Source organism: Bacillus sp. AFS037270 (genome assembly GCF_002585305.1).
On the sequence record NZ_NUNF01000042.1, the window covers coordinates 37,161 to 61,118 of the forward strand.

25 protein-coding genes are annotated in these 23,958 nt (G+C 37.0%); 14 read left to right on the top strand and 11 right to left on the bottom strand.

Annotation, left to right across the window (positions count from 1 at the left end):
- The first annotated feature begins 22 nt into the window (after window positions 1-22).
- Window positions 23-1,384: an aspartate kinase gene (locus COD92_RS20600; protein ID WP_098529252.1), complete on the top strand. Its 1,362-nt coding sequence runs from the start codon at window positions 23-25 to the stop codon at window positions 1,382-1,384.
- Window positions 1,385-1,408: 24 nt separating this feature from the next.
- Here COD92_RS20600 and COD92_RS20605 read toward each other — a convergent pair whose 3' ends face one another.
- Window positions 1,409-1,993, bottom strand: coding sequence for a DUF2238 domain-containing protein (locus COD92_RS20605; RefSeq protein ID WP_098529250.1), 585 nt, complete (start codon window positions 1,991-1,993; stop codon window positions 1,409-1,411).
- 14 nt (window positions 1,994-2,007) lie between these two features.
- On the bottom strand, window positions 2,008-2,577 hold the full coding sequence (locus COD92_RS20610; RefSeq protein ID WP_098529248.1) for a DUF2238 domain-containing protein: 570 nt from the start codon (window positions 2,575-2,577) through the stop codon (window positions 2,008-2,010).
- Between the two features lie 149 nt (window positions 2,578-2,726).
- Between COD92_RS20610 and COD92_RS20615 the strand changes: the two genes are divergently transcribed.
- On the top strand, window positions 2,727-3,344 hold the full coding sequence (locus COD92_RS20615; RefSeq protein WP_098529247.1) for a GntR family transcriptional regulator: 618 nt from the start codon (window positions 2,727-2,729) through the stop codon (window positions 3,342-3,344).
- Between the two features lie 67 nt (window positions 3,345-3,411).
- Here COD92_RS20615 and COD92_RS20620 read toward each other — a convergent pair whose 3' ends face one another.
- Window positions 3,412-4,968, bottom strand: coding sequence for an ABC transporter permease/substrate-binding protein (locus COD92_RS20620; RefSeq protein WP_098529245.1), 1,557 nt, complete (start codon window positions 4,966-4,968; stop codon window positions 3,412-3,414).
- Window positions 4,968-6,092 carry an ABC transporter ATP-binding protein gene (locus tag COD92_RS20625; RefSeq protein WP_098529243.1) on the bottom strand — a complete coding sequence of 375 codons (1,125 nt, stop codon included), beginning with the start codon at window positions 6,090-6,092 and terminating at the stop codon, window positions 4,968-4,970. The genes COD92_RS20620 and COD92_RS20625 overlap by 1 nt, the downstream gene beginning before the upstream one ends.
- A 215-nt stretch (window positions 6,093-6,307) precedes the next feature.
- On the opposite strand from COD92_RS20625, the gene COD92_RS20630 reads away from it, so the two are divergent.
- Window positions 6,308-6,991, top strand: a complete 684-nt coding sequence (locus tag COD92_RS20630) for a M50 family metallopeptidase (RefSeq protein ID WP_098529241.1) — start codon at window positions 6,308-6,310, stop codon at window positions 6,989-6,991.
- A 49-nt stretch (window positions 6,992-7,040) separates the two neighbouring features.
- Here COD92_RS20630 and COD92_RS32950 read toward each other — a convergent pair whose 3' ends face one another.
- On the bottom strand, window positions 7,041-7,166 hold the full coding sequence (locus COD92_RS32950; protein WP_255286607.1) for a hypothetical protein: 126 nt from the start codon (window positions 7,164-7,166) through the stop codon (window positions 7,041-7,043).
- Between the two features lie 146 nt (window positions 7,167-7,312).
- On the opposite strand from COD92_RS32950, the gene COD92_RS20635 reads away from it, so the two are divergent.
- The gene (locus tag COD92_RS20635) at window positions 7,313-7,792 is read left to right on the top strand and encodes a nitroreductase family protein (protein WP_098529240.1); all 480 of its coding nucleotides are present in this window, start codon (window positions 7,313-7,315) and stop codon (window positions 7,790-7,792) included.
- 49 nt (window positions 7,793-7,841) lie between these two features.
- Here the strand turns inward: COD92_RS20635 and COD92_RS20640 are convergent, their stop codons facing one another.
- Window positions 7,842-8,843: an NAD(P)H-dependent flavin oxidoreductase gene (locus COD92_RS20640; RefSeq protein ID WP_176541146.1), complete on the bottom strand. Its 1,002-nt coding sequence runs from the start codon at window positions 8,841-8,843 to the stop codon at window positions 7,842-7,844.
- 243 nt (window positions 8,844-9,086) lie between these two features.
- Between COD92_RS20640 and COD92_RS20645 the strand changes: the two genes are divergently transcribed.
- Both COD92_RS20645 and COD92_RS20650 read left to right on the top strand, forming a co-directional pair.
- Window positions 9,087-10,337 carry a DHH family phosphoesterase gene (locus COD92_RS20645; RefSeq protein ID WP_098529236.1) on the top strand — a complete coding sequence of 417 codons (1,251 nt, stop codon included), beginning with the start codon at window positions 9,087-9,089 and terminating at the stop codon, window positions 10,335-10,337.
- Window positions 10,338-10,746: 409 nt separating this feature from the next.
- Entirely contained in the window at window positions 10,747-11,742 is a 996-nt protein-coding gene (locus COD92_RS20650; protein ID WP_098529234.1) for an acyltransferase family protein, read from the top strand.
- Between the two features lie 43 nt (window positions 11,743-11,785).
- Here COD92_RS20650 and COD92_RS20655 read toward each other — a convergent pair whose 3' ends face one another.
- The 3 genes from COD92_RS20655 to COD92_RS20665 all read right to left on the bottom strand — a co-directional run bounded on the left by COD92_RS20655 (window position 11,786) and on the right by COD92_RS20665 (window position 14,396).
- Window positions 11,786-12,310 (bottom strand): MerR family transcriptional regulator, encoded by a 525-nt coding sequence (locus COD92_RS20655; RefSeq protein ID WP_098529233.1) that lies wholly within the window; start codon window positions 12,308-12,310, stop codon window positions 11,786-11,788.
- 107 nt (window positions 12,311-12,417) lie between these two features.
- Window positions 12,418-13,389, bottom strand: coding sequence for a MerR family transcriptional regulator (locus tag COD92_RS20660; protein ID WP_098529231.1), 972 nt, complete (start codon window positions 13,387-13,389; stop codon window positions 12,418-12,420).
- Between the two features lie 218 nt (window positions 13,390-13,607).
- The gene (locus COD92_RS20665) at window positions 13,608-14,396 is read right to left on the bottom strand and encodes an HAD family hydrolase (protein WP_098996499.1); all 789 of its coding nucleotides are present in this window, start codon (window positions 14,394-14,396) and stop codon (window positions 13,608-13,610) included.
- 143 nt (window positions 14,397-14,539) lie between these two features.
- Here COD92_RS20665 and COD92_RS20670 point away from each other — a divergent pair, with 143 nt between their 5' ends.
- From COD92_RS20670 to helD, 7 genes are all read left to right on the top strand, one after another.
- On the top strand, window positions 14,540-15,274 hold the full coding sequence (locus COD92_RS20670; RefSeq protein ID WP_098529227.1) for a polysaccharide deacetylase family protein: 735 nt from the start codon (window positions 14,540-14,542) through the stop codon (window positions 15,272-15,274).
- A gap of 107 nt (window positions 15,275-15,381) precedes the next feature.
- Window positions 15,382-16,206 (top strand): DUF2935 domain-containing protein, encoded by an 825-nt coding sequence (locus COD92_RS20675; protein ID WP_098529225.1) that lies wholly within the window; start codon window positions 15,382-15,384, stop codon window positions 16,204-16,206.
- A 166-nt stretch (window positions 16,207-16,372) separates the two neighbouring features.
- Window positions 16,373-16,720, top strand: a complete 348-nt coding sequence (locus COD92_RS20680; protein ID WP_098529223.1) for a hypothetical protein — start codon at window positions 16,373-16,375, stop codon at window positions 16,718-16,720.
- Between the two features lie 121 nt (window positions 16,721-16,841).
- Entirely contained in the window at window positions 16,842-18,344 is a 1,503-nt protein-coding gene (locus tag COD92_RS20685) for an aminotransferase class V-fold PLP-dependent enzyme (RefSeq protein ID WP_480253568.1), read from the top strand.
- A gap of 200 nt (window positions 18,345-18,544) precedes the next feature.
- Window positions 18,545-19,033: a L,D-transpeptidase family protein gene (locus COD92_RS20690; protein ID WP_098529221.1), complete on the top strand. Its 489-nt coding sequence runs from the start codon at window positions 18,545-18,547 to the stop codon at window positions 19,031-19,033.
- Window positions 19,034-19,296: 263 nt separating this feature from the next.
- The gene (locus tag COD92_RS20695; protein WP_098529219.1) at window positions 19,297-20,151 is read left to right on the top strand and encodes a hypothetical protein; all 855 of its coding nucleotides are present in this window, start codon (window positions 19,297-19,299) and stop codon (window positions 20,149-20,151) included.
- A gap of 183 nt (window positions 20,152-20,334) precedes the next feature.
- Window positions 20,335-22,659 (top strand): RNA polymerase recycling motor HelD, encoded by a 2,325-nt coding sequence (gene helD, locus COD92_RS20700; RefSeq protein WP_098529217.1) that lies wholly within the window; start codon window positions 20,335-20,337, stop codon window positions 22,657-22,659.
- Between the two features lie 56 nt (window positions 22,660-22,715).
- Here helD and COD92_RS20705 read toward each other — a convergent pair whose 3' ends face one another.
- Window positions 22,716-22,850 (bottom strand): BA3454 family stress response protein, encoded by a 135-nt coding sequence (locus COD92_RS20705; RefSeq protein WP_098529215.1) that lies wholly within the window; start codon window positions 22,848-22,850, stop codon window positions 22,716-22,718.
- Between the two features lie 128 nt (window positions 22,851-22,978).
- On the opposite strand from COD92_RS20705, the gene COD92_RS20710 reads away from it, so the two are divergent.
- The gene (locus tag COD92_RS20710; protein ID WP_098529213.1) at window positions 22,979-23,437 is read left to right on the top strand and encodes a GNAT family N-acetyltransferase; all 459 of its coding nucleotides are present in this window, start codon (window positions 22,979-22,981) and stop codon (window positions 23,435-23,437) included.
- Window positions 23,438-23,460: 23 nt separating this feature from the next.
- Here the strand turns inward: COD92_RS20710 and COD92_RS20715 are convergent, their stop codons facing one another.
- The gene (locus COD92_RS20715) at window positions 23,461-23,691 is read right to left on the bottom strand and encodes a hypothetical protein (RefSeq protein ID WP_098529211.1); all 231 of its coding nucleotides are present in this window, start codon (window positions 23,689-23,691) and stop codon (window positions 23,461-23,463) included.
- Between the last annotated feature and the right edge of the window lie 267 nt (window positions 23,692-23,958).

Below are 23,958 nucleotides of genomic sequence, written 5' to 3' on the forward strand. Positions count from 1 at the left end.
TTATAGAGTAGGGGATGTATCCATGAAGGTTGTAAAGTTTGGCGGATCCTCTTTAGCTTCCGGAAGACAACTAGAAAAAGTATTTCAAATTGTCACTGCTGACCGTGAACGTAAAGTGGTCGTTGTATCAGCTCCGGGAAAGAGGTATGCAGAAGATATAAAGGTAACAGATTTATTGATTGAATGTGCTGATGACTGCTTACAAAATAAGGATCCAAAGGAAAAGGTAGCGGCTGTCCTTGAGAGATATGCAGCTATTGCAAATGAATTAAATCTTTCAGATGGAGTGATCCAGGAAATTCATGATGACTTATTAACAAGAATTGCCAGTGACAAAAGCAAACCGGATCGGTTTATCGACTTGCTAAAAGCCAGTGGTGAGGATAATAATGCGAAATTAGTAGCCGCTTATTTTCGAGCACAGGGTGTAGAAGCTCATTATGTAGACCCTAAGGAAGCAGGCCTTCTTGTCAGTGATGAGCCGGGAAATGCCCAAGCATTGCCGGAATCCTATTTACGACTAAATTCATTAAATGAGCAGTCTGGCATTCAAATTTTTCCAGGATTCTTTGGTTATAGCCTCAGTGGAGAGGTGTTTACCTTCTCAAGGAGCGGTTCGGATATTACCGGTTCTATCCTTGCAAATGCGCTAAAAGCAGACTTATATGAAAACTTTACAGATGTAGATGCGGTTTACTCTGTAAATCCTTCAATTGTCCAAAAGCCAAAGGAAATAAAAGAATTAACTTATCGGGAAATGCGAGAATTATCATATGCGGGATTCACAGTATTACATGATGAAGCACTTGTACCAGCTTTTAGAGCAGGAATCCCTGTTAATATTAAGAATACAAATAATCCATCAGCACCAGGAACACTTATAGTGAACGAACGTGACAATACAAATGGACCTGTCATTGGCATCGCCAGCGATAAAGGGTTTTGCAGTATTTATGTCAGCAAATACTTAATGAACAGAGAAATCGGCTTTGGGCGCAAGCTGTTAGGTGTATTAGAAGATTATGGTCTTTCATATGAACATACGCCATCAGGTATTGATGATGTGTCTGTGATCTTACGGGAGAATCAGCTTGATGAGAAAATCATGGATGAAGTGATTAATCGAATCAAAAATGAGTTACATGCGGATGAAGTGAAAGTTGCCCATAGTCTGGCCCTCATTATGGTGGTTGGAGAGGGAATGCGCCGAAATGTTGGGACCATGGCAAGAGCTTCAAAGGCACTTGCAAAGGCAAGGGTTAATATTGAAATGATTAATCAAGGTTCTTCTGAGGTTAGTATGATGTTTGGTGTCAAAGAAGTAGATGAGAAGCGGGCGGTTCAGGCTCTTTATGAGGAGTTTTTTGTTCCTGTGACTGTTTGATTTCTTTTCATTAAAAAAGGTACGTTAATCACGACGTACCTTTTTCAATTTCAGTTTTGTACGAATCAACGCCCATAAAGCGATAACAAGGCCGCCTAGAGTGTCAGCAATTAAGTCTGTCATTGTATCTTTATTTCCTCCGCCTTGCAAGGTCATCCCAAATATCTGGTCGCAGCTAAACTCGTAGACCTCCCACAAAACACCGCCTAATGCCGCAAACGATGCGGTAAAAAGGAAAACAAACCAAGGGGAAATCTCATTCCCTGCATCCCTGTGAATTAACCTTTCATATAATGCAATTCCCGCGAACGCAAGGATGGCACCACTGACGAAATGCATAAAAGTATCCCACCAGCCAAGTCCATACCAGCCTAATATAGAACCCAAATATTGTGAACCTACTAAGAAAATGATATAGGAAAAGACAATGGGCAGATTAAATTTCAGCTTTGTAAACAGGGCTAACAAAAGCGGCACTGCTCCACAAACAATACCGCCTATTGCCACAGTGGATTTAAAAGTTTGGCCAATACTATAGTAATACACTGCCAAGACGGCCATGAATACGACATACAATAAACTGACTATTATCACAAGTTTTCTTTTCATTACAGCACCTCTATTTAATTTAGACTTCTTTTCCTAAAAAGGGTATATACAGCTGTGATTAGACCTCCTCCTAAACCGAACAGAAGATCGTACATGGTATCTTTATTGCCACCCCTTTGCATCGTATGTGTTAAAGTCAAATCGCCTAAAAACTCATAAATCTCCCAGAGGACACTTGAGGAAACAGCAAGTGAGAGGACAAACAGAACAAGAATCCCAACAGAAACATTCCTTCGTGCATGTTGAGGAATCCAATATTTATAAAGACTTATTCCCACAAACCCTACAAACATTCCTTTTAAAAAGTGCAGAGTAGAATCCCACCATTTATAATACAAATAAAAGCTTGAGATGGAACCTAAATATAAGGAACAAAATAAGAAAAGATAATAAGAGATGATTATGGGAATGTTAAAGGGATTATTTTTCATCTTTAGTAAGCCAAGCGGCAGCAAGCTGACGAAAATCCCTCCAAGTGCTACTTGCCACCTAGTATGGTCATGTTTCATCAAGTAATAAATAAATAATGCAGTCATACCCAGACTAAATAATATGCTTAATGCAATAACAACCTTCCTTTTCACCTGCTCACCTCAAATCAAAATCACTCCTTACAATTATGTCCAAAAGTTATTAATTATAAAGGTATAGGTACGGCTCGCAAAGTGATAGTAGAAACGGTATAGTAATAATGTATGAAAATTTTTAAAAGATGAAACTTGGTGGTGGTTCAATGCAAAAGGCACAAATTCCAACATATGAACGGATTGCTATTGATTTAGCAAATAGAATCTATGATGGAAAGTTTAAAGTAGGAGAAAAGATTCATGGCAGGTCCACCCTTGCAAGTGAATATAAAGTCTCACCTGAAACAGTCCGAAGAGCAATCAAAATATTAGAGGACGTAGAGATTGTCCATTCCACTAAGGGAAGTGGGATTGTCATCTCATCGCGAGAGAACGCATATAAATATATTCACCGTTTTTCCAATTTAGCGAGTATAAAGGATTTAGAGAAACAAATGAACAGCCTCATTTCAGAGAGGAATAGGCTGGATGAGGAACTTTTTGAGACGTTAAGAAAAATCATGGATTATTCAGGGAAGCTCAGGCATACCAATCCCTTAGCACCTATTGAAGTGGAAATTTTTCCAGGATGCATTCATATCGGAAAAACAATTTCAGAAACGAAATTTTGGCAAAATACAGGTGGGACGGTTATAGGAATGAAGCGCAAGGGGGAGTTAATCATTTCACCCGGACCGTATGCACTAATCCTTGAAGGGGATGTTTTACTTGTAATTGGTGATGATGAGACATATGATAGGGTCGTTCATTTTTTAGAAGACTAAACGAATCACATAATTACCTAAGCTGGACAATAAAAAAGAAGCCGGTCAAGATGACCGGCTTTAATTATTAATTTAATAATCCCTCTTTTTCTAAAAATTCTTTGGCAACCTTAGCTGGAGACTGTTTAAGACTGTCAACCTTGTAGTTAAGTTCCCGCATTTTTTCATCCGTTAGTTTTCCGGATAAGCTATTGAGTACTTTTTTCAATTCGGGATGCTCTTTTAAAGTTTCCTCTTTTATAATAGGTACCGCATAATACGGTGGGAAAAACTGCTGGTCATCTTTTAATACCTTTAAGTTAAACGCTTGAAGTAAACCATCGGTGGAAAAGGCATCAATAACATCGCTTTTATGATTTTTTAAGGCAGTGTAGCGTAATCCACCATCGATTGCTTTAACATCCTTAAATGCCATATTATAGGTTTTTGAAAGTCCAATTAACCCATCTTCACGGTTTGGAAATTCAATGGTAGGACCCATAATTAAGTTTCCGCTTACCTTAGCTAAGTCTGAGATAGTATTTAGACCATACTCTTTTGCCGTATCTTGTCGAACGGCTAACGCATAAGTGTTATTAAATCCAAGCGGCTTTAATAGTTCAATTCCATATTTTTGCTTAAATTCTTTCTCCACATAATTATAGACTTTATCTGGATCACTTTCCGGAGGCTGTTTTAAAATATTTACCAAACCTGTGCCCGTATATTCTACATACATATCAATATCTCCAGAATTTAATGCACCAAAAGCGACCTGTGAACCCCCTAGATTTAATTTACGTTCTACCTGTATATCCGTCTTAGCTTCTATTACATCAGCCAGCATATTACCTAATATTAATTGCTCACTAAAGTTCTTTGAACCAATAACAATTTTATCCTCAGCTTGTGCAGTAGAATATGCTTTAAATCCTACAGCTGCAACCAATAAAATAGCCGCAAAGGCAATTAATGACCTTTTTGCTGTTTTTCCCTTTTTCGATATTGATTTTTGCTTGCTAGTATAAGATAAAGATGATTCTAGTTTACCAACTGCGAAATCAATGAGCAGAGCGAGAATACAAGCTGGAATTGCTCCGGCCAAAATCATGTAATTATCGACAGTTTGAACCCCTGAGAATACCAGGTAACCAAGTCCACCTGCTCCAACGAAAGCCGCAATAGTCATTAAACCGACTGCTGTTACCGCTGAAATTCTGATACCCGCCATAATCATTGGGAAGGCCAGTGGCAACTGTACCTTTTTCATTGTTTGACTCTTGGTCAGACCAATACCTTTGGCGGCTTCCAGAATGTCTCCATCAATATTTGTTAAACCTGTATAAGTGTTCTTAACGATTGGAAGTAAGGAATAAAGTACAACCATTACAATAGCAGGTGTACTGCCGATTCCGATAAACGGGATGAGAAAACCAAGTAAGGCTAAACTTGGAATAGCCTGAATTACGTTTGTGGTCCCAATTATCGGTTTTGAGAGTTTAGGTTCATTTGAAATTAATATTCCTAATGGGATTCCAATAATTATGGCAATTATAACGGACACGATACTTAAATATAAATGCTCTCCTAGTAAGCTAAGGATTTGACTATAGTTATTTGTAAGATAATTCCAAAAACCGCTCATTAAAATGCCACCTCCAAATCAATTAATTGACTGCTTAACGCAGATAAGATACTGCTTCTTGTTATTAAACCTGTTAATTGGCTGGTACTGTTCACAACAGGCAGATATCCGATTTTATGTTCGTTCATAGTTGCTAACACTGAGATTAAATTGGCATCCTCTGAAACAGACAGGACATTTTGCTCCATAACCATTTCAATAGATAAATTTCGATTGAGTAATTGGATACTTTTTAATGTCACCAGGCCTCTTAAAATATTATGTTTGTCTGTCACCATTAAACTATCAACCTTATGATCCTTCATAACCTCGATGGCCTGCAAAACAGTACGCATCGCGGTTATCTTGACGGGATTTTGGATCATGATATCCTCAGCCATTAATAATTCTGGATTATTCCAAACCCTTCTTTTTCCAATAAAGTCTTCGACAAATTGATTAGCTGGATTTTTAAGAATATTTTCCGGAGTGTCATATTGAAGAATATCCCCATCTTTTAAAATACAAATTTTATCAGCTATTTTTATAGCTTCATCCATATCATGGGTAACGAAAATAATCGTTTTGTTTAATTCCTTCTGCATCTGGAACAATTCATCTTGAAGGGAGCTTCTGGTTACAGGGTCTAGTGCACTGAAAGGTTCATCCATCAGAATAATATCAGAGTTTGTGGAAAAAGCTCTCGCAACACCAATTCTTTGCTGCTGCCCGCCACTTAATTCCTTCGGGTATCGATGTAAATATTCTTTTGGCTCGAGGCCTACCAATTCCAGTAATTCATTTGTCTTTTTCTCAATGGAAGCAGGGTCTTCGCCCTTTAACTTCGGTATTAATTCTAAATTCTCCTTGATAGACATATGTGGAAATAGACCGGTGTTTTGAATGACATAGCCAATGTTACGGCGGAGTTCAATGGGATTCATTGAGGTGATATCAGTTCCATTTACAAAAATCTGCCCGGATGATGGTTGGATTAATTTATTAATCATTTTTAATAATGTGGTTTTTCCGCATCCACTTGGACCAATAAAGACAACTAACTGTCCCGCATCGATTTTTAATGAAAATGGATTGATTATGGTTTTAGTCCGATATTTCTTAACAATGTTCTTGAATTCTATCAATTTCATTCCCCCTTAAATTTATTAGATCAATATAGTAACAACTTAATTTTAACAGATAAGTTGTTGGTTGTCGACCCCAGATGAAACTAATGAGGATATACCCAGTTAAACTAAAAATGAAACCAAGGTTTTTATGAGTGAATATTTGCCATATTTTTTATGTAAAATGTAAAATAAAGATATGAAAAAAGTTACGATAAAAGAGGAGAATTAACTTGGGCTTTGTCCGGGACAAATTCAGTGCGAAGTTTTTCCTTTTCCTCGTGATTGCCTTTATTTTGATCCATGTACCGATAATAGGAAACTATGTAAAAATAATTAATACACTTATCCATGAAACGGGTCATGCGATCATTGCTTTATTTGGGGGAAAGGTGGAAACCATTTCTTTATTTATGAACTCTGAAGGCGCAACAATTAGCGATCAATCAACATGGATGGGCAGTTTTTTTACAAGTCTTGCAGGCTATACCTTAGCATCCTTCATGGCCTTTTTGTCTTTTTTGTTATTAAGGAGAAAAAAGGAAATACTGCTGATTGACATTTTACTAGCGTTTATTTTTTTAAACTTGATATTTTGGGTGCGTAATCCTTATGGAATATTTTGGCTCTTTTCCTTTGCATTTGCCTTCCTGTTTTTACTGATTAAAGGGAGTCAGGGTGTCAGAGACCATCTTTTATTGTTAATTGCAGCTATTCTATTAGTGGATTCTGTTCAAAGCACATTTGAAATTTTATTCCTTAGCGTTCTACAACCACAAGCTGCGGGGGATGCAGCTAATCTCGCCCAGTTAACAGGGTTTCTTCCTGCGGCATTTTGGGGGCTGTTTTTCTTTCTGCAAGCACTTTGGTTTTGTTTTTATGGATTTAAACGAGGTTATTACAAGGTAGGTATTTAAAAGAAGGCGGACCTAGCTCTCAATTGAGTAAGTCCACCTTATTCTGGCGTTACTTTCGTAAATCTTTTTTAGTGATTTCGCTGCGTATGCTAGTTTCTTTGGAGAATTCAGTATCCTGTTTTTTGTTGTTGGGATATTTATTCATACGTTCCCGATTATCATTGCGGTTGGTCATTAAAATTCCTCCTTTCTATATTTATGGTGCTTATTTTGCACCTGGAGTGTATTTTTTATCTAGGTTTTATTTCTCGAACTAAGCTAAAAGATCTGAGCATATATTATCCAAAACGATAAAAATCCGAAATGGAGTGATGGGTCAGGATGATAGAAGTGATTAGATCACGTAGAAATATTAAAAAGTTTAAACCGGATGAAGTGAAAGAGGAAGACCTTATGACTTGGCTGCAGGCTGCTTCAATGGCACCTAATCATCGCATGACAGAACCGTGGGAAATCCTTTTTCTCGGGAAGGAAACAAGAGAAAAATTAAACCATAAAACAAACTTTGGCAAAGCCCCTGTGGTTATGGCCGTTTTATCTAAGAAGGGTATGACACAAATAGAATTGATAGAAAATGCATTAGCGACAGCATGCTTTATTCAAAATTTTAACTTAGCTGCTTGGGCAGACGGAGTGGGGTCATTTTGGTCATCAATCGGGGCATCAGAGCGAAACAGGGAAATACTTGGAGTTCCGGATGGATACGAAGTCATCGGTGTATTAGGGGTTGGCTATCCGGAAATAATTCCAGAGCCAAAACCGCGAAAACCGATTGCTGAAAAGATCAAAAGGTTACCTTAAAGTAAAATCCAGCCAATATTCTCGAGTGGCTGGATTTTATTTTTAAGAATCAAATTAGTGTTGGAGAACCGGAGCTATTTTTAAAAAAATCCCGATACTCGGTTGTGAGATTATCAATAATAGTTTGCACAGGTAGTATATCTTTAATTTCGGCCACTCGTGCCCCCGCAAAAACAAGACCATTCTCGACATCACCATCCATGGATGTAAGCAGTGAATCAAGTGTACAAAACCGATAAGAACAATTCTTCAAACAATCTTGACATTTAGTGATTTTTACTTTATTTTCGCCGGAGATAAGGTTGGAAAAGTTATTCTTAATGGCCCTTCCTTGTAAGCCAACGGTTGTTTTAACCAATACTAAATCCTCATTATTTGCATTTACATATTTTTGCTTAAAGGCAATTGGTGCATCACATTCCACACTTGCTACAAATCGAGTTCCCATCTGCACCCCAGCCGCACCCAAGGCTATTGCCTTTGCAATATCTTCTCCGTTCATAATTCCGCCGGCAGCAATTACTGGTATGGATACTGCATCTACTACCTCTGGCAGGATATCAAACATTGGACGATCTGTACCAAGATGCCCTCCTGCTTCAAAGCCTTCAACGACAACAGCAGAGGCACCTAATCGTTCTGAAATCCTCGCTAACTTCGCTGAGGAAACTATCGAGATAACAGGGATCCCTGCTTGTTTCCCCCAGCTGTACATATCCCTTGAAATGCCTGCACCGGAGATAATAAAATCAACCTTTTCTTCAAGGGCAGCCTTCATTTTTTCCGCAAAGTCATTCATGGCAAATAGAACATTCACACCAATAAATCCTTTATTTTTAATTAGGTCCTTTGCTTTTCTTATATGTGTTCGCATCTCCTCGACGGAAATACCAGTTCCGGAAATAATCCCAATACCTCCTGCATTAGCAACAGCTGAAGCTAGCTTGCTAAGCGAAATACCAACACCCATTCCTCCTTGGAGAATCGGAACCTTTGGCATCATATGCCCTATTTTTAGTTGTGGAAAATTCAAATGATTACCCCTTTTCATAAAAATAAGAAACTTCCCATGAATCTTACCATGGAAAGAGGAGTATGTAAGTGATAATTGTTACCTGGTCATAAATGTAAGTTATAGATTCTTGTTAAAAAAATATTCGATTTTATCTGCCATTTGCGATATATTAAGCAAATAGAAAGAAAAGAGTAAATCAGGATGTACTGAACATTGAATAGGAAGCGTTCAACAAAAACAAACTAAGCGTTATGGAAATAAGATTGGATGGTGTCTTGTATGGTAAGACTTTTTACGGATATTGACTTAGACGGCCTCGGATGCGGGCTGATTGCCAAAATCGCCTTTGGTGATCAGGCAAATGTTTATTACTGTTCTTATCGGAATTTAAATAAACGAGTGGAAGCAGTTATAACACATCCTGGCAATAATCAGGAAGAAATTTTTATAACCGATTTAGCGGTGAATGAGTCGGTCGAGAAAATGCTTGAAGAACGATATCGGCAGGGGAGACCTGTTCAGATGATTGATCATCATGTTACCGCCATGCATTTTAACGAATATAAATGGGGAAAAGTGATTCCAGAATATGATAATGGGAAAAAGACATGTGCAACCTCTTTATTTTATGATTATTTAATCGAACATAAAAAAATGGAAAGAAATCAAGCTTTAGAGGAGTTTATTGATTTAGTCCGTCAATATGACACCTGGGAGTGGGATGAAAATAACAATGTCACAGCAAAGCGGTTAAATGACTTATTTTACATACTGAACAGAGAACAGTTTGAAGAAGAAATGCTAAAGCGGCTGACTGAAAATAAAGAATCCTTTTCGTTAACAGACACAGAAAATATGATACTTGATCTTGAGGAACAAAAGATTAATCGATATATCCACTCAAAGAGCAGGCAGACGATACAGACCTTTGTGAATAATTATTGTATTGGAATCGTCCATGCTGAACAGTATTTGTCTGAGCTTGGCAACGCGTTAAATAATATTTATACTCATTTAGATATGATTGTCCTTTTAAATGTCTCGGGTAAGAAAATGGGCTTCAGGACCATTCATGATGAAGTAAATGTGGCAGAGTTTGCCCAAAAATTTGGTGGTGGGGGACATCCAAAGGCATCTGGAGCAGATTTGTCTAAAGAAGCCTTCGAAACTTTTGTTGTCGAGGTATTTGGCTTAAACCCACTGAAGCCAGACACCGACCGTAATGAATTTAATGTAAAGGAATCTGCAATCGGGACAAGTTATCAAAATCATAATGGGGAAATTTCTTATATTGTTCCAACGGGGGATGGGAATTTTTATATTGTCCATAAAGGGGAAAGGGAAGCACCGCTGTATTCCAGTTTCCCTGAAGCTGAGCGCTCTCTGAAAAGAAATCATGCTTCATGGCTCCGATTTGACCAAGAATATTTGAAACAGTTGTCAGCATTTCTTCATCTATCCATAGATGAGTTGAAAGAAAACTATAACGAAATCCTTAGTAATAACTTTGTCGATATTATGAATGTATAAGAGCTTAGGACACCTAAGTTCTTTTTTTTATGAGATAAGAAAGTATAAAAGTTTTTGACTTTGAGAATTGTCTAGCTCCAGCGCCTAGCCCCTNNCGTCTTATGCTTGTCGGGGCTGAACAAGGCGCTTGCGCTTTTCTCATGTTATTAAGGTTTTCTTAAGGTGTAACTGGTAAATTATTCTTAGGTAAATAGTATAGTTATTTTAGAATTGTAATTTATGTGCAATAGTTGGTAAAATCTAATACATACTACTGTAATATTTTTATGCTATTCTTGGTATAAGGATAATTATCTTCATTTTAACAAAGTATAAAAGGTTTTCTATTGTGATGATGATTAACATGATGATTAACATTAAATAGCTTATTACTATACCTTTTTGAACGAAAAACAACCGAGGTGATAAAATGGCTGCAACTTCAAAAAGGAGTAAATTCTTCGACAATGCCAAATTTATTTTAATTTTTCTTGTTGTTTTCGGACATATCATTAGTCCGCTTAAGGAGCAGAATGGAATACTTTTTACTTTGTATACGGCAATATTTTTATTCCATATGCCGGCATTTATCTTAATCTCAGGATACTTTGCAAAAGGGTATAAAAAGAAGGGCTACTTTAAGAAGTCAGTAAAGAAGATATTAATACCATATTTTATCTTTCAAATTATTTACTCCATTTATTATTATCTAATTGGTAAGGAAGAGAAGTTGGCTTTTGACTTCTTACATCCTCATTGGTCATTATGGTTTTTGTTAAGTTTATTCTTTTGGAATTTACTGTTATATGTCTTTGCTAAGCTAAAGTGGCTGGGGTTTGGAGTAGCGATCATATTAGGGATTGCGATCGGTTACGTAGAGGATGCCGGGAGTTTTTTAAGCCTTTCAAGAACCTTTGTCTTTTTCCCTTATTTCTTATTAGGCTTTCTACTAAATGCTAATCAGTTAAAAAGGGTTGTACGGGCTAAGTATTCACTTCCAATTGGAATATTAGTGATTATTGGGACCATGTTATTCTTCAGATTAGGCTTCCCAAAAGACGCAGTGCCATGGCTGTTAGGAGATACCTCTTACGCGAATATGGGCGGGATGCAATGGTCGGATGGTCTTGTGCGGATTATACAATATGCTCTGACATTATTGGTAGTGTTTGGATTTTTAGCGTTAATTCCTTCAACACAATACAAACTTACAAAGATTGGTGAAAGAACATTATACGTCTATTTATTCCATGGTTTTATTATAAAATCAATCCAAGTAATTTTGCCGGATGAAGGTTTAGCTTTTCTATCAGGAAATTACATTTTACTTTTCTTCCTGTCGTTTTTCATCTGTCAAATACTCGGCAGTTATTTTATAAAAAAATATACACGGCCACTGGTGGAACTTAAGGTTAAAACTGGATAAGCGAACATAAAAAGTCGAACGTACGGTACGTTCGACTTTTGCTTTATAGAAAACCTAAAAGACTGCTCATAAAATTCTTCTTTTTCCGTTTAGCTTTTGTTTGGTCAAAGACGATAGGTTTTTCAGTTTGTAATGGTGAGGTCGATTCGTTCAGCTGGCCTTGGAGGTGTTCCATTTTCTGGGTTAATTTTTTAACTTGATCTTGTAACTCCTCTATTTCCCGCCGATGCTGCAGCAATTGATAGGAGGCAACAGAATCTGCTTTTGCATGTAAACTAAGCTCTAACTCCCGGACCTTCTCAAATAACTTTTCCATTGCTTTATCATTTTCAACCGCCTTTACAGTACCTTTTCGGATGCTTTTTTTCTCACCAACTGGGCTGATTTCATGAAGAAGTGTTCCGGCCTGCAGTTTTTCATGAATTTCTTTTAATTGGTGAATATCCTCGCTGCTAAAATGATAATGTCCTCGTTCATTTTTTTCCATAGGCAGTTCAAGCTGCTTTACCCATCGCTGGATGGTGCTCGCGGATACTCCTAATAATTTTGCTACTTCACTAGTATTCATGCCACATCCCCCTTAATGATAGAATAAGCCTAAAAACCAAGAGTGACGAACGATAAATTAATCCTGAAAGAATAAAGGAACATGACAATAAATAATAAGTAATGAACTCATGTCCAAAACTTCCACCATCTCTTTTCTTTTGCAGCGGCTACATCACGAAAATTGGTTAACATTTGTTGGAAGGCTAATTCCCTTTGGGTAACTTCGTTTCGGTATTGATTTCGCTCTTCAATCAGGATTTCACGGTCTTTTGTGATGGCTTCAGCTAGACCGGAGATTTCGTTGTTAGTTACATCCACATAATGGGAAAGTTCTTCAGAAGTCTCCGATAGCTGCTTTGAAAGTGAAAAGATTTCTTCTGAGGTTTCTAATGATGCATGTGTCACTTTATTTGCAAGCTGCTTCAAGCTGTCTGTCGTTTCCTCTGATATTTTTTCTACAGAATCCGATAATTCTTGAATCTCCGCCTTAGTGTTTTCTGTGGATTTATAAATGGAATCAGAGATTGATTTTACGGTTACATACGTACCTTTCGTAATTTCTTTTCTCACTTCGTCTAGAACTTCTTTGCGCATGACACTTCGAATTTCATCCTTTACTTCACTTAAGAACGTTTTTTTGTAGGTTTCCATAGCCTCAAAAAAAAGTTCCGTATTTTTCATGGCGATCTCCTCAATTGGCACCGGTGTTATGGCCTCATCAGCGACAGTTTCTAAAGGTATTTCGTGATCGGGAGCGCTGGACTTTTCTAGGGGAATGTCTAAAGAGAGCTCAGGTTCCGAGGGCATGACTTCTTCTAGGAACATTTCTGAAGAATCCTCTTGCATAGCTGGTATCTCGACATCCTCAGGCTCTTCAATTTTTTGAATTTCTTGGCGGATGGCTTCTTTACTAACCTTTTTGTCAGCCATCTGTTTTATTTCTAACAATAATTCAATTTCTAAATCCGTATATATTCTAGCTCCTTGTTTTGTACGAGGGATATCAAGTAAATCTTCAAAGTCTTGTTCCCATTTTCGTAATGTCCCAGGAGATACATTTATTTTTTTAGAAACTTCTTTTAAGGTATAGGTCTTCATAAGGTTCATTCCTCTCTCTATTTATATAGGAAAATTTTTGGTCATATATCTAGTTATTCACCATCGGGTATATACTTTTCCTGCCGCTTGACAAAAGCTATCAAAACAAGACTGAAACCACGAAATAACAACATTTTTTTGCAAAAAAGGCGCTGAATACAAAAAGAAGAGAAGTGCCGTTATTCCANNTGGAATAACGGCACTTCTCTATCTATTGTCTATTTAACTAATCCAAGCGTTTTCAATCCATTATATATACCAGAGTTTGAAACGTCAGTTGTTTTATGCTTGGCATATTGGAAAATATCAGGATGCCCGTTCCCCATTGCAAAGCTTTCCCTAACAGCTTGGAGCATTTCTTTATCGTTCATCCCATCGCCGAAGGCAATGGCGCTTTCCTTGGGGATGTTGAGATATTTTAATAGCATTTGAATCCCATACCCTTTATTGATTTTATCTCTAATTACATCATAGGAATGCTTTAGACCTTCAACATTTACTTGTGATAAATGGATTCCAGCCTCACTTTCATAAAGAGGCACATCCTCAGGTTTTAGATTAATCAGGGTAATTCCTAAAACATCACGATTAAACTCGGGGCCATAAGCTTCATTTTTATGAAAGTGAAACACCTCAATAAATTTTTGGATAACTGGTGCTTCGAGGTTTGTGAAGACATTTTCTTTATTTGTATAGAGAACGGCATCATGGTTGTGCTCCGTAGCAATCGTAAGGTAACGATTTATTAAGGATGGTTCTAACGGTTCCTGAAAGATGTCTTCACCTTTATATACAGCATTGGCTCCGTTATAGCCAATAAAAGAGCGAATGTTCAATTGAAAAGCTAAATCATCGATTTCATGGAGCGGCCTTCCGGTAGCTAGAAAAACCTCTATTCCCTTATCCTGAACCTGGGAAACGGCTTCTTTCGTTGATTCCTCAATTCGGTTATCTGGTGTAACAAGTGTGCCATCAATATCTAGGAATAAGACTTTATACATTGTCATCATGTTGCTCCTTTTTTTAAAAGTTATGAATAGTTTACCACTTTTTGAACGGAGATATCATGTCTAAATGACCGAATGACACATCATCCAATTGGAAAAGGTAATCTAGAATCTTCCAATCTAAATGAAGTGAGGAGTTATAGATGATAAGACTATTTATTATGTTATTAAGTATTGCCATTACGGCTTCTCCGGTCAGAGTAACTGCTGCTCAGAAAGTACCGATCCTTATTTATCATTCCATCGCTGAATATTCGGGGACAGGCTCAAAGGAGCTTTATGTCACACCAGAAAACTTTGAAAAACAAATGATATACCTGCGGGACCATGGTTTTACGTTATTAACGTTTGAAGAATGGCACGAAGCAATGAAAGTAAAAAAGCCCATTTTTATCACCTTTGATGATGGATATAAAAATAATTTAACTGTGTTTGCTGTCTTTCAAAAGCTGCAAACAAGGGAGTTTAAGCCGAAAGGGACCATTTTTGTCATTTCTGACTTTATTGGCAGAGCTAATCGTTTATCAAGAGAGGATATAAAACGAATTGCAGACTCAGGCTTAATTTCGATTCAGTCGCATACTGCTACCCACCCTGATTTAACGACATCAGATAAACTTACTTACGAACTCAAAGAATCACAAGAAAAAATTCAACGGATTACTGGAAAAAAGGTAATCGCACTTGCATATCCCTACGGAAACACAAATAAACAAGTGGTGACTGAAACGAAAAAGTATTATACGTACGGATTGACCACCACCCCTGGCCCCTATTCATCGGCAGGGATAAAAAATGAACTTTATTTGCTTCCTCGTACATATGTTAAATATTCTACTACCATTGATGAGTTTGCCAAAATCGTCGAAGTTGAATAAACAAAAACAGTTTCTTTTTATATAAGGAAGCTGTTTTTACGAAAAATTTTGTAGGGAATTTCTATTTTCACTAGGCACGAATATCCTCTTATAGAGGGGGGATTGGGATGTCTGGTACCATAGGCGTGTGGGAGGAGCATTTATTTTGGCTCGAAATTCTCCAGGATCATGCTATTTTCGTCCGTGATCATTTATCTGTAACTGAAAGAAATGAGATTTCTATTGCAGAAGGATTTAATCAAGCCTTCCAAGGCTTACTTGGAAATTTAAAACTATTGAATCCAGCATTAAGTCTCGCCACAAATGAAATGGTAGAGTTTGCTAAACAAGCTCATGCCACTGCTTACGATTATTTCCGATTTGAAGGACATTTACAAAATTTAAGGATTAAAAACGAAGTAAATCTAAACTTGTCACCTACTTATTTGAATGGCACGTTAAATGAAAATCAAGAATATTTACGTCAATTATCTTTCCTCGCCAATGGTCAGCAGCCGGTTCCGCTGCGGCTGGATCAACTTTTAGATTTGTGGCTGGAGGACCAGCTAGGGCATATTATTCTATTAAGAAATATTGTCGATCCGATTGAATTATCTGTTGATCGACAAACAGAACTATATGCGCAAAGGTTTCAAATGTTTATATTGCAAAATCATCACGTAAAAGGTTTCCTGCGTTTTACAGAACAGGGGTTCCCGCGTCAAAAAGAACTGGCTTTAGAAGTGGGGAGAACGGTAATTGAAATGAATCAGTATATTCGTTCGATTGTTGAAAAATATATGGGGAATAGAATATTAAATAAAACAACCCTTAGATTCCTCGAACACCATTTCCCTGAGACCTGTTATTTTATTAAAAAATTGGCGGATTTTGCCCCCGAACTACATGAAGAGAGTGTTCATTGTTCATTACGTAAACCATCATTTGGATAGAAAAAAACTGTGCAGGTTGCTGGGGCGCTTTGCACAATTTTTTTGTAAATTAGAGCTAAGAAAAACTGCATTGATACCACATTGTAAACTTTGGGAAACTTGGATGTAATCAAATACCGCTATAATAGGGTAAATATAGGCAAATCTATTAGGGTGGGTGTTTTTTATGGAAGAAACATTGGTGAAATCATATTTACAAAAATCACTAGACGAGTGGAAGGATGATATTTCCGTAGTCTTAGCCGAAATTGCCAAAGAATATGATGAAGTGGCACAGGAATTAAAGGTTTATTCATATAAGTACGGAATTACGAAGCAAGTCATTCAATCAACAGTGAATGAGGAGATTATTGAAAAAATCCGTGAAATGTATCATAAACCCTTTGAAGAAAGCTATAACCAACTAAAAGAATACATAAAAGATTTAGAGGAAAAAAGAAGAGTTTTTCAAATGTTTATTCAAAAAATTGAAGAGGTAACCAAAAAGGAATCAGCTAAAATAACAACTTACTAAGATCAGAAGGGCAGACAATAATAATTTGGCTGCCCTTCTTTTTTTGGAAACTAAAATAAACGGTCTAAAAGGGCCTTGCATATATTGATTAGAAGAATATAAAGTGTGAGGTGTGGAACAAGTGATCACAGCTAACATTGGAAGTAAAATGTTTCGGATCCCGGAGACCCTTGAAGAATATTTTCAACCATTCCGCTCACATGTGATTGGGATGAACCAAGAATTTGATTCCCCCTTCGGTCAACAGAAAATCATTTATGCCGACTGGACAGCCAGCGGACGATTGTATCAACCGATTGAACAAAAAATATCTGAGGTTTTTGGTCCGTTTATGGCCAATACCCATACCGAATCAAATATCACCAGTTTAATGATGACAGGCTTATATAAACAGTCCAAAAGAATTATTAAGGAGCATGTTAATGCAGATCAACATGATGTTGTAATCCTAGATGGTTTTGGGATGACTTCGGTCGTAAATAAACTACAGCGAATTTTAGGGCTCCGAGTTCCAGAAATTTGGAGAAACCGATTTCAACTTCCTGAAAGGGAAAGACCAATCATTTTCTTGACACATATGGAACACCATTCGAATCAGACAACGTGGCTTGAAACACTTGGAGAGGTCGTAATTATTAAACCCGATGACGATGGAAGAGTAGATCTAAGTCATTTAGAACACCTCCTTACTGTTTATAAGGAGCACCGTGTGAAAATTGGATCCTTTACAGCATGTTCCAATGTAACAGGGATTCAAACGCCATATCATCAGCTTGCGAAGCTCATGCACTTACATGGGGGACTATGTTTTGTGGATTTCGCGGCCTCTGCACCATATGTCGAGATAAATATGCATCCGGAGGATCCGCTTGAGAAGTTAGATGCGATATTTTTCTCACCGCATAAATTTTTAGGCGGACCCGGAACAAGTGGAGTATTGGTCTTTGATTCAAGGATTTATACCAATAAGGTTCCAGACCATCCCGGCGGCGGAACGGTCTTATGGACAAATCCTTGGGGTGAACACCAGTATTTTGATGAAATAGAAATGCGGGAAGATGGAGGAACCCCGGGGATTCTGCAGTCGATCCGGACTGCTTTATGCTTGAATTTGAAAACGAAGATGGGGATCAATCAAATATTGAAAAGAGAGAAAGAACAGCTTAGTCTGTTATTTTCCCTTTTGGAGAAGATTCCAGAGGTCAAAATATTAGCTGGGAATATCAAAGATAGAATTGGTATTGTCTCGTTTTATATTGAAAACATTCATTATAATATGATCGTTCGTCTCTTAAATGACAGGTATGGTATTCAGGTAAGAGGGGGATGTTCATGTGCCGGAACGTATGGCCATTATCTTTTAGAAATCGATAAAGCAACTTCTAAGCAAATTACTGAAAAAATTAATCATGGAGATATGTCCACAAAACCTGGGTGGGTTCGATTCTCGGTTCATCCAATCATGACAAATGAAGAAATAATTATCTTTGTTCAGGCGATCAGAGAAATAATTGAAAACATAGAAGAGTGGAAAAGGGATTATGTTTATGATCCAGCTAGCAATGATTATTTCTATATCCATCACCTGCGTGAGGATATGTCGCCATTCTTTAGATTTAGTTAATTTACTGTATTGGTCCAAATGGTCAGGCGCTTACCTTTAGGGGGAGGCGTCTTTTTACCTTCCAATAATGAACAGTGTCGGATATATGTTTTTGATTTGGACAGAGGCAGGAGGCTTTCTCATATGTACCCGGAGTTGTAGTAATACAGTCAACCACAAACTTGTATAGGAATATGCTATCAAAAGGAAGGTGGGATAGCATGATTCATACGGTTCAACCCGGCGAAACCCTTGGAACGATATCAGCAGACTATCGAGTTAGCCTAAGGCGCCTTTACGCCGCAAATCCTGGAATTGGACAGTTACACGTAGGACAAAAAATACAAATACCCGGCCTCCCCGAGCCCAGTTCCATACCTTACTCTATACAGGTTTCTGTTGGAAAAAGGAGACTTACATTATATAGTAGTGGCAAGTTAGTGAAAATATTCCCAATCGCAGTAGGAAGGATGCTAACACAAACCCCGGTAGGAGATTTTGTCATTGTCAACCGCCAATATAATCCGGGAGGTCCATTCGGGGTTTTATGGCTTTCTCTATCAAAGCAAGGGTATGGGATACATGGAACTAATGATCCAACTTCGATTGGAAAAGCCGTTTCACATGGATGTGTAAGGATGTATAATCGGGATGTGCTGCAGCTTGCGGAAATGGTTCCAAATGGAACCAGGGTCAGTATTCGTCCATAAAAATCCCACTCCCTAAAAAGGGAGTGGATTCTAGTGAATTGTAATGGTTTGTAATTGTGAATTATTTTTAGCCTTTTATGCCTAAATTTGAAAGTTAATTTTAACTTTGTTTCTCAACTAGAACGCCCCCAGTCTCAAATTCGCATTCCAAACGAAGCCGTAGTCAGAATACTGGACGGAATTTTTTTAATTAATTTTTATTAATTATTTACTGCTTTTTTTCTAATACTATTCCAATAAGAAGTCTAAGGACGGTTGATTACATGAGGAGAAAAAATAAAAATCGAATTCCTTTTTTGATCTTGTTTATTATCCATACTTTCCTCATTGGTTTAGCCTTTTATAAAAGTAAAACCAAGAAAAATACCTTTATTTTTCTTGGTTCAATTATGGGATTTGCTTATTTACTGGAGTTTTTTGTTTTAAACTTATTTAAAGGTTATAAATACAAGCCCAAAGTTATTAAAAATAGATCATTGGACAATATTTTTGGGGCTTTTTTATCCCAGTCCATATTTGTCCCTTTTACTGCTGTGTATCTGACTATTACTAAAGCTGGGTGGGGTACAAAGTTCTTAGGAGGTATTTATTTTACTTTAGTTGAAATATTATTTTTGCAATTAGGGGTATATAAACATAATTGGTGGAGAACAATTTATACCTCCATTTTAATTCCGATATATTTTCTCTTAAGTGATTGGTGGTATTATGGGATTACTCAGAAGAATGTATTGGTACGTAATTTATCCTTCTTCTTGATGATCATGGTAACTGAAACAAATTTATTTTTACTATTAGCGATCCTTCGTAAAATCCGATTCGGATGGGGGAGATACCATGCTTGGACGGAGCATTTTATTATTACACCGTTATATTCTATAACCTTTTCAGTTTTCACTTATTTTACCTTAAAAAAGCAGAATGATGGGTGGGCAAAAATAAAGGTCCTGTTGCTTGATGCCTGTTTGTATCAGATTTTTGTTAAAACTAGGATATTAAAAATGAAAATAAAATTAATCCATTATATTTTGATAAAAGGTGTTATGGTAATGGTCTATGGGACATATAGAAAATGGATTTTAGGGGAGATAGGATTTAATCAATCTGATACAAATTAAAAAACGCCGTGCGGCGTTTTTTTATAGTAAATTCTTTTCTTGATTATAAAGGAGGAACATGGTAAAATGACTGTTGGTATTATATGTATGAGATAATAGTTTTTAAAATACCTATTATAACATTAACATATAAGGTATGCATTGTCAAGAAATTAAATCTATATTTTAATGGGGAGTGGTTAGATGAGCGAAAGAGAGAGCGCCGCCTTACGTGAGGAACAGGAGAGAGTAAGTACGGTTGTAAAGGTCATCGATCAAAAGGTAAAAAATCTGCAAAAGAATACAGGTACAGTACGCTCCGATGTTATTGAGATTCGCAAGAACTTTTGGGAAGATGTTACGGTTAACATGGATGAACCAGATGATATTATTGAAACGGCAGCAAGTATAAAGCAACAGGCTGAACTTCTCTCAGAGCGAGAACGTACTCATATTCACATGGATAAAAATCTAAAGACACTCGCCCGATTAAAATACTCACCTTATTTTGGACGGATTGATTTTCTAGAAGAAGGCGAGAAACAGATTGATCATGTCTATTTAGGCATTGCCTCATTAATGGATGAAAACGACGAGAATTTTTTAATCTATGATTGGCGGGCACCCATTTCAAGTCTTTATTATGATTACTCTCCAGGGTATGCACAATATAATATACCTGAAGGCACTATTGATGGGGAGATGACATTAAAAAGGCAATTCATTATCCGGGAATCAGATATCAAGGCAATGTTTGATACAGGTGTAACCATTGGTGACGAAATGCTTCAGGAAGTGCTTGGGAATAATGCAAGCACCCAAATGAAAAGTATTGTTGCTACTATTCAACGGGAACAAAACGAAATCATCCGAAATGAGCGCAGTAAAATATTAATCGTCCAGGGAGCAGCTGGAAGTGGAAAAACTTCAGCTGCACTTCAGCGCGTTGCCTACTTACTTTATCGTTATCGCGGTACCCTTAATGCCGAAAATATTATGCTTTTTTCGCCTAACCCTCTATTTAACAGCTATGTTTCGACAGTACTGCCTGAACTCGGTGAGGAGAATATGCAGCAATCCACTTTCCAAGAGTATTTAACCGAGAGATTGGGCAAAGCCTATGATGTGGAGGATCCTTTTTCGCAAATGGAATTCCTGCTTAGCGAAGAGTGTGAAGAGACATACCAGACTAGAGTGGAGGCTATTCGATTTAAAGCCAGTATTGAATTTAAAAATATTATTGACCATTACGTATCCAAGCTATCAAATCAGGGCTTAATCTTTAGGGACTTATCCTTTAGAGGTGATATTATCATTTCTAAGAAGGAAATTAGTGACTATTTTTATAGGTTGGAAAAAAGCTATTCCATTCCAAACAGAATACAGCTTGTAAAGGAATGGCTGCTAAAGGAATTAAAGCGTGCGGTGAAGCGGGAACGATCTCGAAGCTGGGTAGAGGATGAGATTCAATTCCTTGAAAAAGAGGACTACATGGAGGCATTTAAGAAGCTCCAAGAGAAGAACCACTTTTCGGATAATACCTTTGATGATTTTGAAAGAGAACAACGGCTGCTTGCAGAAATGGTTGTGAAAGAAAGATTTAAACCATTATTTGCGAGAGTGAAAAGCTTAAAGTTTATTGATCTAACACAATTATACCTGAAATTGTTTAAGGAAACTGAACAATCTGTAAACGGCCTTCCAACACATTGGCCAGAGATTAGTCAACAAACAATTGATCACATCCAGCATAGGTTGGTTCCCTATGAAGATGCTACCCCTCTTGTTTACCTGCAGGATTTACTAGAAGGCCGAAAATCAAATACAGCCATTCGCCATATTTTTATTGATGAAGCACAGGATTATACTCCCTTCCAGTTTGCCTTTATCCAACGACTATTTCCTTACAGTAAAATGACAATGCTTGGCGATTTCAACCAGGCCATTTTCTCAGGGGCAACGGGTTCTCAGACGGTTTTGACCGATTTGGATATTAGTAATGAAGAAGTTGAGACTTTTGTCTTAACCAAAACTTATCGTTCAACCAGGGAAATTGTGGAGTTTTCTAGTGCTTTGATTAAGGGTGGGGAAAAAATCGAACCCTTTAACCGAAGAGGGAAGAAACCAACCGTGAGCCATGTTGATCAGACACAGTTAAATGGAGCAATTCTTGATTCCATTAAACAATATAAATCGGAAGGATATCAAACGATTGCGGTGATCTGCCGAACGGAGGAAGAAAGTAAGGCGTTGTTTGAGGAACTAAAAGAAGCTATACCGGTTCATTTAATTGAAAAAGGGACCATTTCTTATGAAAAAGGAATTAATGTAATTCCTTCTTACTTAGCCAAAGGAATTGAATTTGACGCTGTCATTCTTTATGATTGTACGCGATATGAAAAGGAAAGTGAGAGGAAGTTATTTTATACAGTTTGTACACGTGCAATGCATGTCCTGCATATGTTCGCTACCGGTGAATATAGCTCGCTTATGGCATGTGTACCAAAGGATTTTTACGATGTGATTTAGATAAAATGTAAAAGCGGCAGGGGTTGTTTGATACTTCCTGCCGCTTTTCTAAGTAATTATTTTTTCCATTGCTTTTGCACTTGTTCAGTAGCAAGACGTAAAATTTCATCATCAGACATTTCACGATGGGCGATAACATTTGTTAAGTAGCTTTTTCCTTCGAAAGTTATTGTTACTTCTACTTGTACCATTTAAATCACCTTTCTTTTATGAAGTAATGTAATATTTGTGTCGGAAAATTCATTCAGGATCTTTGTATATGATCATGATCGGATTTGATATAATGAATTATAGAAAAATGTCTATGGGAGAGTACAGGATGTCGATAAATTTTGAAGAAATAAACAAAGAAACATTATATATTGCACTTGAGATTTTCAATTCTAATCCTCAATATAATGTGATGGAAAATAGGAGTAAAACTAGGTCACTTAAAGATATGGAAAAGGAATTTCTGAACCCAAATACAATCAGTGTATTTATTAAGCTTGATGAGACCTATATTGGGGTTATTGATTATATGCTGGAAAATCCAAAAGATTCTCTTCCGTGGCTTGGATTGTTAATCATCCATAAAGATTATCAAGGTTTTGGTTTTGGAAAACAGGCCTATGAACATTACGAAAGTGAGATGCGGAATCGGGGTTTGGACAAAGTCCGAATTGGTGTCCTGCAAGAAAACACAATAGCGCAGCACTTTTGGGAATCTTTAGGATTTGTTTATTATATAACATCTAAAGCTCAAAATGGAAGCGGCATATTATGTTATCAAAAATAAATCTAAAATCCTGCTATCCGAAATTAAACCTCGACTACCATAAATTCTTCAACAAAGACTTGTACTTGTTTTTTATCTAATTTGTTTTTTCTTAGCATCGATTCTGCCATAACTAGGAGTGTATGAACAGAATGATCCCGCTTTAAATCATGTATGGACATGTCGCCATTCAATAATTGAATAGCTTTATCTCTGATGTCTTGATTCTTAGAAGAAGTGTATAGCAGATAGGCAATACAGGTAACCTTGTCCACGATCTTACCCCCAATCAAGATTTCATTTTTTTATTAATTCGACTGTAATCTAACTAATTCCTGCTAATTATTAAGGAATTCTGAAAAATAAAATAGTTTTTGCTGAGTGATAAGGGCCAAAGACGATATGGGGAGACTAACTTTCAAATTTCTACATTAATTTTCTAATATAACGAATAATTTGTTGAATATTGCTTATGTCACATGGTATTTTGTATAATATTGAAGGGATAAAAGAAATGAGGATAGTCAGAATTCTACCTTTCG